Here is a 14,357-nt window from a genome sequence, read left to right on the forward strand (position 1 = left end):
CTAGATTACGCTTCGGATCCAATGTGCAATAGACGACATAGCTACCATCGCGTGTAAGACATTCGCTATAGCCGCCCTTCCGAAAACCCTTAGACGTCTCAGGTATCAGACATGGAGGCCGCGAGTTTAGCGGCCTGCAGCTGACCTTTGGCCGTCCGGCACCCGGCCTGGCGTTTCAACCGGGGTCAATCACTGCCCCTGATGCTCTCGGGCCTTGGCGCTGATTTTTAAAAACTCTTCGATATTGCTCATCTGCTCGTCCCAACCCCGGCTGTCCATACGGAAGGCCTTGAGCCGGCGCTCTTGGGGAATGTGATCGAAACCGGACTCGGTGACCTTGAGCAAGGTGCCGTTATCCATGTCTTCGAGTTCGAACAGCACCAGGGTGGTCGGCTCCTGGGAGTAGTCGATGTGAGGCTCTACCGCATACGGGTGCCAGCGAAACGAAAACACCCGCTCCGGCTCGACCCGCTCCACCAGGACATTCCACAGCAAGTGCTCATAACCGGGATAGGTGATCTGCCCCTGGGTCCAGTCACCGGCGACAAAGCGCTTGCCCTCGAGCGAGACGCCAAACCACTGGCCGAACGCTTCGGCATTGGCCAACACGCGCCAGACTTGCGAACGCGGCGCCTTGAGCAAAATCTTTCTTTCGATGCGATCTGATGCTGGGTTCATAAGTCACCTCCTGTATTGAACAGTAGGCCTGTAAGACCACAAGACCAACCCTAAAGTTGTATCAAGCGGGTGCTGCCGTCGTTTTCGGGATCTTGGTCGCGCCTGCAAAAGGCGCGTGGCGCCGGCATGTTAGAGTCCGCAACGTCAGAAATTTCGGCCAAGGACGACCCATGCAACCTCTCTCCCTCCGTGGCAGCTGTCTGTGCAAAGCCATCGAATATCAACTCGATGGCCTCGACATGCCCATCATTCACTGTCATTGCCAGACGTGTCGCAAAGCCCACGCTGCGGCGTTTTCTTCAACGGCCGGGGTCATGCGCGAGCATTTTCGCTGGACCAAGGGTCAGGATCGCCTGAGCAGCCATGAATCTTCACCGGGGAAATTTCGGCATTTCTGTTCGGCCTGCGGCTCGCACTTGATGGCGGAGCGGTTGACGCAACCGCATGTGATCGTGCGGGTGGCGACACTCGATGATGATCCGGGGCTAACGCCCCAAGGGCATATCTGGACGTCTCATGACGTGCCATGGCTTGAACATGAAGGGATTGAACAATGCCCGGAATGGCAGACATAGCCTGTCTTTACACAATCCGTTGTGGGAGCGGGCTTGCTCGCGAAGAGGGCGTGTCAGTCGACATTAATTTGCCGGACACACCGCTTTCGCGAGTAAGCCCGCTCCCACAGGGTGAGTGGTGAATCGTAGATTCGCTACACTGCCCCCACTATCCATCTCACCACGAGAGTCCCCCATGCTCCCACGCTTTCTCCTGGCCTTGACGCCATTGCTGTTCGTCACTGCGGCACACGCCGTGGACTGTGACAATGCCAATACCCAGGGTGATATGAATCAGTGCGCAGGCCAGCAGTACAAAGCGGCGGATAAAGAGCTGAATGCCCTTTATCAGCAGATCACCCAACGTTTGAAAGATGAGCCCGACGCAAAGAAGTTACTGGTCAGCGCCCAACGCAGTTGGGTGGCCTTTCGGGATGCCGAGTGCGCATTTTCGACGTCCGGGGTGGCGGGTGGCAGTGTGTACCCGCTGATTTACAGCAACTGCATGACCGGCCTGACCAAGGCGCGGGTCGAGGCGTTCAAGACGTATTTGAAGTGTGAGGAAGGGGATTTGGGTTGCCCGGTACCTGGAGCTTGATGCTGCGGTGTCAGTGAGGGCCTCTTCGCGGGCAAGCCTCGCTCCTACGGGGTTTTGTGTCGATCACAAATCCCCTGTAGGAGCGAGGCTTGCCCGCGAAGGCGCCCGCTCAGACGCCGCAATTACCGAACAAACACCTGCGCCGTGGTAATCGCCATATCCCCACCCGGCATTTTGATGCTGCCGATCTGTTTCAGGCTCTCGGCATCAAAGATCGCCACATCATTGAAGGTCCCGGCCAGGTAGATCTTGCTGCCGTCCTTGTTGAAGGAAATGCAGTAGTAGGAGTGATCCAGCGTCGCCGCCTGGAGCATTTTCTTCTGCTTGATGTCGTACTTGGCCAAGCGGTTGAGCACGCCGAACATCAGGTTCGGGTCCTTGGGCGAGCGCATGCCGCTGAAGTAGATTTCCGTCAAAGGGCCGAAGTCGGTGGTTTCGGTCTTGCCGGTCTTCAGGTCGATGCTGAACAGCCCGTAGAGGTAGTCGGCGGTCAACGGGTCCTGCTTCTTGTCCTTGAATTTCGCGGTGGTGTAGAGCAGCGAAAAGTCATGGCGGTAGGTCTGCTGGTTCCACACGTAGAGCACGTCCGGGGCGCTGTAGTTCTCGCGTTTCCAGTGGCGACTGGGGATCAGCACGTCGAACTTGCCGGTTTTCACATCCACCTTGTAGACATCCGCCCCCGCCACATACAGCGTGCCGTCGTCGCCACTTTGCATGATGGTCAGTTGCCGTGGCGCCGGGAAACTGCGCACCGGTCTGGCGTCCATGCCGGCGTCGGTGGCGTAGACATCGAGCCGTGGCTGTTGCACTTCATAACGGTCGTTGAGCATCAGCGTCGGGTTGGCGACGGCAAACAGTTCCTTGCCGTCATGGCTGAGGGTGAAGGCGAACATCGAGCGCGCTTTCTCCCCCGGTTTCTGGGTGATGCTGGCGTGGAATACCTGTTTGCAACTGTCGATTTCGACGCCGTAAATGTCCGCGTAGTGATTGTTCAGCACATAAGCGGTCTTGCGATCCGGCGACAGTTGCACGGTGCCCGGACCGAAGGCATCCGGCATCTTGCAGGTCTTGAACAAGGTGTCCGTGGCCAGGTCGATCACATGCAGGTTGTTCGGGTAATTGGTGGTCAACATGTACTCGTGACCGTCTTGCAACGCAGTGTTTTCATCGGCCAGAACGTTAAGCGAACAGACGCTCAGGACGGCGAGTGCGGCCAGGCCGCAGGCTTTGATACGAAGCATGCTGGAATCCTTCTCTCTGTCCGATTATTTGTCTTTTGGAAAGACCGTGCCCAGGTTGCGCCAGCTCTCGTTCGAGGCCTGCGCGTCCTTGTTCCAGTCCGGGTAGGTGCTCATCATGTCGGGCACCTGGGCCGGCCACCAGCACGGGTCGGAACAGCCATAAAGATCCGCTTCCATCGGCTGGCACAGCGACGACACACCGCCAAACGCATCGATTTCCCAACCCGGGTCGGTGGTCGAGGCGCAGCCGGCGACGGAGCTCATCGCCACCACTTCTTCGATGCGGTTTTCTTCCGCGGCCTTGTCCATTTTCAGCGCTTTGTTATTGATTGCCTTGAGATGTTTCATATCAGTGAGCCTTGCGCGGAGTGATGTAGCTGCTGATAAACGCAGGGTTGTGGGCCATGATCCGGGTGTAGACCTCGATGCCGAAGTCGACCCAGTCACGCATCAGTTCGCAGTAGTGATAGGTCGGGTGAGTCGGGTCGCCGTAACGGGCATAGCTTTCGTGGTAGCAGCCGCCGGAACACAGGTTGCGGATCTGACAGTCCTCGCACCCGGTGTTGGTGCGGTCCAGGCGTTGGGACAGGAAGTCGTTCAACTCGACCTGTTTCACGCCGCTGTGGACGTTGCCAAACGTCGGCAGGCTTGAGCCGGTGAAGCGGTGACACAGGTTCAGCTCGCCCTTGTGATCCACCGCCAGCATCTTCAAACCGGCGCCGCACGGCAGGGCTTTTTTGTGGCCTTCGTGGATGTCGGTGATCAACTGGTGCAGGTTGGAGAAACCGATATTGCGGTGCTCCAACGCGGCTTCCAGATAACGCCGGCCGAGCTTCTTCATGTTGGCGAAGACTTCGATCAGTTCGTCGCTGGACAGGTTGAAGGTGCTGATATCACCCGAGGTCACCGGAGCGAAGCCGACTTCGGCAAACCCCAGTTCGTTGAACAGGTGGTCCCAGATGGTTTCGACGTCGGTGACGCCGGTGGTCAGGGTCACCCGCGCGCCCACCGGTCGGCTGTTGTAGCGCGACAGCAGCATCTCGGCCTTGCGCCGCACCACGTCATACGTGCCCTGCCCGCCCACGGTGATGCGGTTGCGGTCGTGCACGGTTTTCGGCCCGTCGATACTCACCGACAGCCCGAAACGGTGGGCATTGAGGTAGTCCACGGTGTCTTCGGTGAGCAGCGTGGCGTTGGTGGTCATGACAAACTCGACGAACTTGCCCGCCTCGGCAAAGCGCTTTTCGCAGTAGTCGACCATGTACTCGATCAACTTGCGGTTGCTCAGCGGTTCGCCACCGAAAAACACCACGGTAAAACGCTCTTCATCCGGGGATTCGCGCAGCAGCATTTCCACCGACGCCACGGCGGTTTCGACGTCCATTTTCTTGCCCGCCGATGGCTTGTCGAGGTCTTCCTTGTAGCAGTAGGTGCAACTCAAATTGCAGCCGGTGTTGACGTTGAGCACCACGGTATTAATCGCGGTGCGCTCGACCCGCTTGGTGCCGATGTCCGGGGTCAGGGGCGAACCGTCGCTGACCAGTTCCAGGGCCATCAGCTCGCGCAGGGTCTCGGTGATTTCTTCACCGTTGAAGCGAGCGGCCAGGCGCTGGATCAGGTCGTCCGAGGAACAACCGGGACCGCGCAAGGTGTCGATGATGGTGCCGGTCAGCTCATCGCTGGCGAACAGCGAACTGCTGGGGATGTGAAACAGCATGCGGTCGGCATCGACGTGCACTTCGTGCAGGTTCCGTTCGACCAGATTCAAAATAGCGCCCATTGCAACCTCCTGTGCAAACCCCGCTTGGCGGGGCCTGCGGTCATTCCGAAAAGTGTCTGAAACGTCGGTGTTCAGCCAACTCATGGAATGGGTGGATTGTTCCAGCGTTGCACGGTGACGATCATGTGGCCTTCGCCGGTCAGGGATTTCCCTGCGTCGTCGACGGCGGCGATCACCTTGAGGTTGCCGGCATTGTTGGTGGACATTTTGCGCTGCGGATTCGGCCCGGCATCGCCCGGCGTGAACACGCCGCTGTCAGCCTGCATGGTCCCGGCGAACTTGACATCTTCGTCTTCCTTGGCGCGGTCATCGAAGGCCTCGACCTTCCACTGCGCCGGGAACACGCCGATGCGATACGGCTTGCCATCGGCGCCCTTGCCCCAGGCTTCGGCATCGAAGCGGCCCTGGACTTTCGGCGTCGAACCACCGCCCTCGCCGATCCGTGCCACGGAGAATTCCGGCACGACTTTGACTTGGGCGATTGCGCTGTAGACCGACAGAGTCGGGCCTTTCAGCGTGCCGACGGTGACGTTGCGCAAACCCGGTTGGGCATTGGCCGCAGCCTTGAGCTTGACCCGCATACGCTCAGGGCTTTGCTCGACGACGGCAACCACTTCCACGCCTTTGCCGAAGTTCGGTTTACCGGTGAGACCGCTGCCGACCAACGTCACTTCCGTTTCAGTACCCGCCTTCAGGTAACCCGGTTGAACCGCCAGCAAACGGCTGCTGCCCTGCTTGGCGGCGACGAAGTCCAGACCGCGCTCATCGTGCTCGGCCTCGAACATCCGGCCCTGCATCGCCGTGCCTTGAGCGGCGAATACCTGGCGCATGGTCACGCCATCGATGGTCACGTTGCCGCGCCATTCGTAGCCGCTGTAGAGAATCGCACTGCCGTCGCCGTTGAACGGACTGCCATCAGCGTACTGACCTTTGACGCTGACCTTGAAGGTGTCGCTGCCGTCGGCGGTGACGCTCATCACCCCGGCCAGTTCGCCTTTGCCCGGCAAGTGGCCGCTGAAGCTCCAGTCACCGACCAATGCATCGGCTTTCGGCGCGACTTTCAGCCAGGCTTTCCAGGCCGGATTGTCCAGCGGATAACGCTTGGCCAGCAGCGGCACCATGTCTTTGCGAGCGATATCGAACCAGTCACGGTCCCGGGCCAGGGCCTGGTATTCCAGCGACGGCCATTGGCCGAGGTGGAAGTTCACCAGGCGTTCCCATTCCTGGGCCGGACGCCGTTGCAACGCGACCCGCGCACCGGAGTGGCAGCGGCCGCACATCTGGCTGGTCTGGTCGTCGAAATGCTCGACGGTATTGAGCCGGCGTTCCAGCGCATAACGCACGCCGTCGGTTTCGCTCGGCGCCAGGCCCTGGGTGTCGGCCAGGTATTTGACCAGGGTACGGCGGTCGTCATCGCTGATCTGCAAACCGTGCATGGTCTGCATCCGGGCGATGCTCATCAGCCAGCCTTCCGGGGTCTTGCGCTGGTGGCTGATGCGGCTCAGGGCATTATCGGCTTCGGGGGTGTGACAGCCCTGACAGGTTTCCTTGAGGATAGTCTGGGCGTCGCGGGCTGCCAGGCTGTAAGGCGAATGCAGCGCCACACAAGCGGCCACGGCCAGCAGGCCGGCGCTCATGCCTGATCGGAGTTTTCTCTTCATCAACGTCGAACCTCGCACGGTGCTTTCTTATTGTTGTGGCTTATCGTTTTTATGGTTTCTGCCGCCAGCGGCGCACCGCTGACGGAGGCAAGAGAAACGTCTGAGATGAGCAATACACGGAGCGTGCCAGATTATTAATATCCATATAGATCAATGACTTGATTGAACAAAACAGCATTTAAAGAAAATCTTGCGTCGAACCTGACGTCCAAAATCGCGACAGTTGTTTCACTCTGAGACAAGCATAGGCAACCAGGATCAAAAGATCGCAGCCTTCGGCGGCGCCCACAGGTGAGTAGGAGCTGCCGAAGGCTGCGATCTTTTGATTTCCCCCTGCATCACCACCGTCTCACTACGTCGCAAATTGCGACGTTCACCCTACACAACAACACTCGAAAAACGCCCGAAAACCCCGACGCATCGACGTTTCACCCCAAACAACACAACTGGCACAACCATTGCCAAAGACCTCTTCACACGAACAACAAGAGGTTTGCACATGTCCCTCCCTTACTTGCTTCCCGCCACATCGGCATTCATCCAGCGCGCCCCGCGCATGCTGATCGGCGGTGACTGGGTCGAGGCCGCCGACGGCCAGACCATGCCCCTGCACAACCCGGCCACCGGCGAAGTGCTGTGCGTGGTGCCCCGGGCCACGCCGGAGGATGTCGACCGCGCGGTACTCGCCGCGCGCCAGGCCTTCGATGATTCCGCCTGGACCCGCACCCGCCCCCGCGAACGGCAAAATATGCTGTGGAAACTCGCCGACCTGATGGAGCGCGACGCCGAGCTGCTGGCGCAACTGGAATACCTGAACAACGGTAAAAGCGCGGCGGTGGCCCAGGTGATGGACGTGCAACTGTCCATCGACTTCCTGCGCTATATGGCGGGTTGGGCGACCAAGATCGAAGGTTCCAGCGTCGAGGTGTCGCTGCCGCTGATGCCCAACGATCAATTCCACAGTTTCATCCGTCGCGAAGCCGTGGGGGTGGTCGGTGCCATCGTCGCCTGGAATTTCCCGCTGCTGCTGGCCTGCTGGAAACTCGGCCCGGCCCTGGCCACGGGTTGCACCGTGGTGCTCAAACCCGCCGATGAAACCCCGCTGAGTGCGCTCAAACTCGCCGAACTGGTGCTGGAAGCCGGCTACCCCGAAGGCGTGTTCAACGTGGTCACCGGCACCGGCATCACTGCTGGTTCGGCGCTAACGCACAACCCGTTGGTGGACAAACTGACCTTCACCGGCTCCACCGCCGTGGGCAAGCAAATCGGCAAGATCGCCATGGAATCCATGACCCGCGTGACCCTGGAACTGGGGGGCAAATCGCCGACCATCGTCATGGGCGACGCTGACCTCAAGTCCGCCGCAGCGGGTGCCGCCAGCGCGATTTTCTTCAACCAGGGCCAGGTCTGCTGTGCCGGTTCGCGACTGTATGTGCAGCGCAAGCATTTCGACAATGTGGTGGCGGACATCGCCGATATCGCCAATGCGATGAAGCTCGGCAACGGCATGGACCCAAGCGTCGACATGGGGCCGTTGATCTCCAAGCGTCAGCAAGAGCGGGTTTACGGCTACATCGAACAGGGCCGGGAAAGCGGCGCGACGATTGCCTGCGGCGGCGAGCAGTTCGGGCCGGGGTTTTTCGTCAAACCGACGGTGATTGTCGATGTCGATCAGAAGCACTCATTGGTGCAGGAAGAGATCTTTGGCCCGGTGTTGGTGGCGATCCCGTTCGATGACGAGGCCGATGCCTTGCGCATGGCCAATGACAGCCCCTACGGGCTTGGCGCGAGCATTTGGTCCAATGATCTGGCGGCGGTGCACCGGATGATTCCGCGAATCAAGTCGGGCTCGGTGTGGGTCAATTGCCACAGCGCACTCGATCCGGCGCTACCGTTTGGCGGGTACAAGATGTCGGGCGTCGGGCGCGAAATGGGGTATGCGGCGATTGAGCATTACACCGAGTTGAAGTCGGTGTTGATCAAGCTCTGAAGTAGGTGCCCTCGAGGGCGCCATCGCGAGCAAGCTCGCACAATGGAATGTGTTCTCCTGTGGGAGCGAGCCTGCTCGCGATGAGGCCCGCCTGGTCACGGCTTGAATCCCTGAGCCAACAACCAACCGCGCACCACCCGCCCCTGCTCCACCGTCAACCCCGCCAACGCCTGCTCCGCCGGTTCAATCCGCAACCGCCGCAGCAACGGCGCCAGCTCAACCCCCTGCACGTGCCAGATCCCCAATGGCTGATCCACCGTGATCACCACCTCGGCCTCATCCACAAACCCATCCCGCAACACCGGCGCCCGTTCAATTCGCAGCGCCGAAAAATCCGCCTCGGCATGGGCCACTTCGGCATCCGGCCATTGCCGTCGCGCCTGCCAGAACGGTTGCGCCTGCCAACGCTGCTCATCGGCATAAAAATCCCGGCCAATCCGGGCAAAGCGCAAGAACAACTGCTCCACCCGTTGCTGATGAAAACCCTGGGCCAACGCCGCTCGCTCCGGTTTGCGCAACAAGGTGTTGATCACCGCTGGCGCCTGCAACGCCGAGGACAGGGACTGGAAAATCCCGTTGCCCGACAACGGGTCCACCGCCATCGCCGCGTCGCCCACCCGAATCCAGTTATCGCCACACACCTGCGGGCACAAAATCGCCGTGCTGCTGCGGGCATGGAGATGAAGATCGGTTTGCGGTTCATCACCGAAGAATGCCCGGGCCACTGCCGACGCCTGGCGTCGCTGACGGCAGTAATCGAGCAACTGTGCTTTGCCCGGCAACACAGCGCTGGCCACGTCCACCGTCCATTGCCAGTAACACTGACCGTCGGCCCGCCGCGCCATCCACGCCCAGCCGTCCTCAAGGCTTTCCACAGCACTGGCGGTGTCGCCCGGCGTGCCTTGCCAGCGATTGAGCAAGCTGACGGTCTCCGGCCCGCGCAGGCCTTTGCCGAGCGCCGGCGCCGAACGCCCGCGAGCCTCGACCAGAAAATCCGCGAGCACGGTTTCGTGCCCTTCAATCTCGATTCGATGCCCGGCAGGCGTGGACTGCACCGTCAGCACTCGTCCTTCGATCAACTCGACTCCGGCCTCGCGCAAATCCTCGCGCAACCCGCGATCAAAACTTGGGCGATCCAATAGATATTCAATGTTCTGCGCATGCTGCTGGCCGTTCCACGACACCTGCCGCTGTGAAGGCAATGCCGCGTCCGCCAACGCCTGGTTCAGCCCCGCACCGCGCAACGCTTCCAGCACCCGCACCGATACGCCTTCGAGGGCGGCAAAGCGGCGCCATTCGCTGACCAGCGTCACCGGGTAACCGAGCCGGCGCAAACCCAAGGCCACCGCCGCGCCCGCAGGCCCTGCGCCAAGAATCAAAATCATGGCCCGAGGCGCCGTTCAGGGCCACGGTAGCGGGCATTTTCCCGCAGCCACTCGATGACCTGTTGATTGCTGGCCTCGGGATGCGCGACGAGAAAACCGGCAATGTGCCCGCTCAACGCCGCACACCCCAGACTCGCGCCGGACTGTCCCGGATAGGTGCCGTGAACACACGCGGCGAAATCCGCCTGGGCGCTGTTGAGCCAGGACCATTCATCCTCGGCACAACGGGCATCGCCCGTCACCCGCAGCACCTGTGGATAGTTCGCCGGAAACACGCCCTCGCCCTGGGCCGGACTCGACGCACACAGCAAAACGCCCCGCGCCACCGCTGCCGCACAGGCCTCGCGTAACAAACTTCGATCCTGACGCAAGCCCAGACTCAGGTTGATCAAGCGCACGTCCTGCGCCACCAGCCAGTCAATCGCCGTGGCGATCTGCAAGGCGCTGGTAACGCCACGTTGATCAAACACCTGGGCCACGCAAAACACCGCCGCTGGTGCGCGTCGGCCAATGGCCTCGATCACCGCGCTGCCATGGCCCAGCGGATCGTCGCGCAAATCACTTTCCGCCAGCCCATCCTCCAACAACGAAAATCGCCGTCCGGCTACAACCTGCACCCGCTGCGCCGCCGAATGACCGCTGTCCACCACGCCAATTCGCAGTTCAGGCTTCATGCAGCACCGTTTTCGAGATGAGTACGCCGTCGAGCAATTCAAAACGCAGATCGGCGTCGGCCAGAGTCGAAGGACGATGGCTGATCAGGATGCGTGTGCGTCCGGCAAACAAGCGGTCGATCGCTTCGATGACTTCGCGTTCGGTGGCTTCGTCCACCGCCGAGGTGGCTTCGTCGAGCACCAGAATCAAAGGGTCTTGCAACAAGGCGCGGGCAATGGCGATCCGTTGTTTCTGCCCGCCGGAGAGCTGCTGGCCGCGTTCGCCCAACGGGCTGTCGAGGCCTTCGGGCAGGGACGCGATCAGGCTGTCGAGCTGCGCCAGCCGCGCCACTTCGGCAATCGCCTCGCGACTGGCGTCCGGCACCGCATACGCCAGGTTGTCGGCGAGGCTGCCTCGAAACAGCACGATGTCCTGACTGACAATCGCGATCCGTCGCCGCAGCTCAAACAGGTCCAATTCCCGCAGATCCACCTCGCCGAGCAATACCCGGCCGGACTGCGGGTCGTGGTGGCGTTGCAGCAAGTCGATCAGGGTTGATTTGCCGACGCCGGAGCCGCCACTCAGGGCGACTTTCAAGCCGTAGGGAATCCGCGCGTCGATCCCGCGCAAGGTGCTGCTGCGCCCCGGATGGCTGAAATGCACAGCGTCAAAACGCAGTTCGCCGGAGGTCGGCATCGGCAGCGGCGCGTTCGGGGTGAGCACGGTCGGCTCCTCGCCGCGTAACTCCATGACGCGCCCGAGGCTGACGGTCATGCGCTGGATCGCAACGTAGAGCCCGAGCAGACTTTGCACCGGCCCCACCGCCATCCCCAGATAGGTCGAAAACGCGATCAACGCACCGAGTTGCCAGGTGCCTTGCACCACCCAATAGCCGCCGATCAAAAACGCGCAGGCCCGGGACAACGAGGTCAGCGTCCCTGGCACAGCCTGGGTGAAAAACTCGGTGACTTGCAGGCGCAGCAACTGGCTCATGTAGCCTTGGCCCAAGCTCTGCAACCGTCGTGCTTCGCGCTGTTGCTGGCCGGCGGACTGGATGAATTTCATCACCGGCAGCGTCTCGACCATAAACGACGACATGTCCGCCGAGCGCTCGCGCAACTGGCGCACATCGCGCTCGACCTTGCGCCGCATCCAGCGCAGCCACAGTACGTCGAGGGGAATCAGCACCAGCGCCAGCAGCGAGAGTTTCCAGGACAGGGTCAGCAGCATCGCAATGGAGAAAACCAGCCCGATCACGCTCGACACTGCCGAGAACAGCGAGTCCACGGCAAAGCGCTGGATCTCCGCGACATCACCATCCAGGCGTGACATCAAATCGCCGATGCGCCGTTGGCCGTAGAAGCTTGGCGACAAGGTTTGCAAATGCCGATACAGGTCATCGCGCAGGGCAAACAGAATCCGCCCCGACAACCGCGTGTGCAGGTAACGGTTGACCCCCGACAACGCGGTGCCGAGCAGACCGGCGACGATCATCAACCCGGCAATCAGCACCAGCACCGGAAAATTGCGCCCCAGCAAGCCGTCGTCGATCAGCAATTTGGTCAGCCACGGCTGCACCAGCACCAGCAACGAGGCGCAAACCGACAACCCGAGCAACCCGGCAATCGCCAGTCGATGGGGGCGCACGAAGCTGTAGAGCCAGCGCAACGATGCTTGCAGCGCAGCAGGATTCTGACTGTCGATCAGCCGCACGATCAGGCGCTGCATCACAGGCGCAACTGTTTGAGTTTGCGGTACAGGGTCGCGCGGCTGATGCCCAGCGCATCGGCGGCAGCGGAGACGTTGCCCTGATGCGCATCCAGGGATTGGCGAATCAGCTCCAGCTCGTTTTCGCGAATGCTCCCGGCCTGGGGGCGCTCGGTGGCGGTCAGGTCGTCGAGCATGCTGTCGGGCAAGTGATCGAGGGTCAGCACGGTGTCCCCCGCCTCGCGCATCGCCAGCGCCGTGCGCAAGACCATTTCCAACTGACGGATGTTGCCCGGCCAGTGATAGCCGCCGAGCAATTTGTTCAGGTCGTCGTGCAACGTGACCGTCGGCGCATCGAGTTTAGCCAGTAGGCGCCCGACCAGAGCGCTGAAATCTTCGCGTTCACGCAGGGCCGGGAGCATCACGCTGATGCCGTTGACCCGGTAGAACAAGTCTTCGCGAAAGTGTTTGTCTTCCACCAGGCGCTTGAGGTCGCGGTGGGTGGCGCAGATCAGGGCGACGTCGATGTCCTGTTCTTCGCCGGCGCCCAGCGGTGCGACTTTGCGGTCCTGCAACACCCGCAACAAACGGGCCTGCAACGCCAGCGGCATGTCGCCGATTTCATCGAGGAACAACGTGCCGCCGTGGGCCTGTTGCAGACGCCCAACCATGCCGCCACGCCGGGAGCCGGTGAACGCGCCTTCGCGGTAACCGAACAGTTCCGACTCGATCAGGCCTTCGGGAATCGCCGCGCAGTTGACCGCGACGAAGGGTTTGTCGCAACGGCTGCCGGCCATGTGCAGGGCTCGGGCGATGACTTCTTTACCGGTGCCGGTTTCGCCGAGCAGCAGCACCGGCAACTCGTTGGCCAAACCCTGGCGAGCCATGCGCAAGGCACGGGCATAACGGACGTTGCTGCCGGCCAGGGATTCGAGGTCCGGTTGTGGTTTGGCCGGTCTGGCGGTCGGGCGTGGCGTGGTGCCGACGTTGATCGAACGCTGGGGCGCGCGCAGGGTTTTGTAGAAAAATTCGCCCTTGGCGGTTTGCAGACTGCCGATGCCACCCTGTTGCAGACGGGCCAACAGTTGCAGGCCATCGACGCCAAGAAACTCTTCGCAGCGATGCCCGACCAATGCCGAACGTTCGGCGCGCAGTAGCTGGCAGGCCTGGGCGCTGACCGCGAGGATCTGCCCGCCAAGGCTGACCGCCAGCAGGCCCTGCCACGGCGATTCAAGGTACTGTCGACGGCTGTGGAAGGCGAGGACGATCTGGTCCGGGTAACTGGCGTTGAACACTCGGCTTTCGATCTGACTGACGGCCATGGCCAGCAACGCGGTGCTGTCGTGGACCCGACCGAGCGGGCCTTCGCGGGTCAGGTCGAGGACGCCGAGGATGTCGCCCTGCGGGCAATGGATCGGCACCGAGGTGCAGGAAAAATCGCTCAGGCGATCCAGGTAATGTTCGCCGCAATCGATCAGCGTCGGCCGGGCTTCGACCAGTGCGGTGCCGAGGGCGTTGGTGCCGCGCGCCGCTTCGCTCCAGCAGGCGCCGAGGGTGATGTCTTGCAGGCCGGAACCCTTGAGGCGATCGGCGCGGCCCTCGACGGCGAGGATGGTCGCGTCGGAGTTGGCGAGAATGATCAACCCTTCCTTGCCCTGGCGCTCGGCCAGGTAATCGATGGCCGGCATCGCGGCGTCGATCAGCAGGCGATTGCTTGCCAACAGCACATCAAGGCTGGCGCTCGATTCCAGCGCCAGTTCGTGCTTGCCGTTGAAATGCACGCCATGGCTGAGGCTGCGCCGCCACGACGCATCGATTTCCGCACGCAAGACGCCATCCGGGACTTCGCCCTCCAGATGGAGTTTTTCCCGGGCCAGCCGGGCTTCCTGATGCGGTTTGGGATGTGGTGTTTTTATTAACGTCATCAAGCGCTCCGCAGCGGTCCGCTTTGCGCTTTATGAAATCAGCGCCGTGGCGTCAATCTTTACGTTAACGTCAGGCTGATGGCAAGAGCCGTAGGGCGCTTGTGTTGTATCTGTTAGACCGCGTTATCGTTCTTCGCGGGCAAGCCTCGCTCCCACAGGTGACCGAGTACCCCCATGGGAATGC

At 61.4% G+C, this 14,357-nt stretch carries 12 protein-coding genes; 3 read left to right on the forward strand and 9 right to left on the reverse strand.

The window, feature by feature from the left end; genetic code table 11:
* Positions 1-189: 189 nt before the first annotated feature.
* Positions 190-678, reverse strand: a complete 489-nt coding sequence (locus tag V5E99_RS25960; RefSeq protein ID WP_499805118.1) for an SRPBCC family protein — start codon at positions 676-678, stop codon at positions 190-192.
* A 170-nt stretch (positions 679-848) separates the two neighbouring features.
* On the opposite strand from V5E99_RS25960, the gene V5E99_RS25965 reads away from it, so the two are divergent.
* Positions 849-1,253 (forward strand): GFA family protein, encoded by a 405-nt coding sequence (locus tag V5E99_RS25965; RefSeq protein ID WP_499805119.1) that lies wholly within the window; start codon positions 849-851, stop codon positions 1,251-1,253.
* Positions 1,254-1,428: 175 nt separating this feature from the next.
* Positions 1,429-1,830 (forward strand): lysozyme inhibitor LprI family protein, encoded by a 402-nt coding sequence (locus V5E99_RS25970; protein ID WP_499805121.1) that lies wholly within the window; start codon positions 1,429-1,431, stop codon positions 1,828-1,830.
* 122 nt (positions 1,831-1,952) lie between these two features.
* Here the strand turns inward: V5E99_RS25970 and peaD are convergent, their stop codons facing one another.
* From peaD to peaA, 4 genes are all read right to left on the reverse strand, one after another.
* Positions 1,953-3,071 carry a quinohemoprotein amine dehydrogenase subunit beta gene (gene peaD / locus V5E99_RS25975; protein WP_499805123.1) on the reverse strand — a complete coding sequence of 373 codons (1,119 nt, stop codon included), beginning with the start codon at positions 3,069-3,071 and terminating at the stop codon, positions 1,953-1,955.
* Positions 3,072-3,095: 24 nt separating this feature from the next.
* Positions 3,096-3,419, reverse strand: coding sequence for a quinohemoprotein amine dehydrogenase subunit gamma (gene qhpC / locus V5E99_RS25980; RefSeq protein ID WP_499805124.1), 324 nt, complete (start codon positions 3,417-3,419; stop codon positions 3,096-3,098).
* A gap of 1 nt (position 3,420) precedes the next feature.
* The gene (gene peaB, locus V5E99_RS25985) at positions 3,421-4,851 is read right to left on the reverse strand and encodes a quinohemoprotein amine dehydrogenase maturation protein (RefSeq protein ID WP_054053441.1); all 1,431 of its coding nucleotides are present in this window, start codon (positions 4,849-4,851) and stop codon (positions 3,421-3,423) included.
* An 80-nt stretch (positions 4,852-4,931) separates the two neighbouring features.
* Entirely contained in the window at positions 4,932-6,512 is a 1,581-nt protein-coding gene (gene peaA, locus V5E99_RS25990; RefSeq protein WP_499805126.1) for a quinohemoprotein amine dehydrogenase subunit alpha, read from the reverse strand.
* 499 nt (positions 6,513-7,011) lie between these two features.
* On the opposite strand from peaA, the gene V5E99_RS25995 reads away from it, so the two are divergent.
* Complete coding sequence (locus tag V5E99_RS25995) at positions 7,012-8,502, forward strand: aldehyde dehydrogenase family protein (protein WP_499805128.1); 1,491 nt, start codon at positions 7,012-7,014, stop codon at positions 8,500-8,502.
* Positions 8,503-8,597: 95 nt separating this feature from the next.
* Here the strand turns inward: V5E99_RS25995 and qhpG are convergent, their stop codons facing one another.
* The 4 genes from qhpG to V5E99_RS26015 are packed head-to-tail and all read right to left on the reverse strand — an operon-like array spanning position 8,598 to position 14,173.
* Complete coding sequence (gene qhpG / locus V5E99_RS26000; RefSeq protein ID WP_499805129.1) at positions 8,598-9,887, reverse strand: flavin-dependent monooxygenase QhpG; 1,290 nt, start codon at positions 9,885-9,887, stop codon at positions 8,598-8,600.
* Positions 9,884-10,561, reverse strand: coding sequence for a subtilisin-like serine protease QhpE (gene qhpE, locus V5E99_RS26005; protein ID WP_499805130.1), 678 nt, complete (start codon positions 10,559-10,561; stop codon positions 9,884-9,886). Before qhpE ends, qhpG begins: the two co-directional genes overlap by 4 nt.
* Positions 10,551-12,269, reverse strand: a complete 1,719-nt coding sequence (locus tag V5E99_RS26010) for an ABC transporter ATP-binding protein (protein ID WP_499805132.1) — start codon at positions 12,267-12,269, stop codon at positions 10,551-10,553. Before V5E99_RS26010 ends, qhpE begins: the two co-directional genes overlap by 11 nt.
* Positions 12,269-14,173 (reverse strand): sigma-54-dependent Fis family transcriptional regulator, encoded by a 1,905-nt coding sequence (locus V5E99_RS26015; RefSeq protein ID WP_499805134.1) that lies wholly within the window; start codon positions 14,171-14,173, stop codon positions 12,269-12,271. Before V5E99_RS26015 ends, V5E99_RS26010 begins: the two co-directional genes overlap by 1 nt.
* Between the last annotated feature and the right edge of the window lie 184 nt (positions 14,174-14,357).

The sequence above is a fragment of the Janthinobacterium sp. LPB2021202312-11-4 genome (assembly GCF_037049705.1).
In the GTDB taxonomy this organism is placed as follows: domain Bacteria; phylum Pseudomonadota; class Gammaproteobacteria; order Pseudomonadales; family Pseudomonadaceae; genus Aquipseudomonas.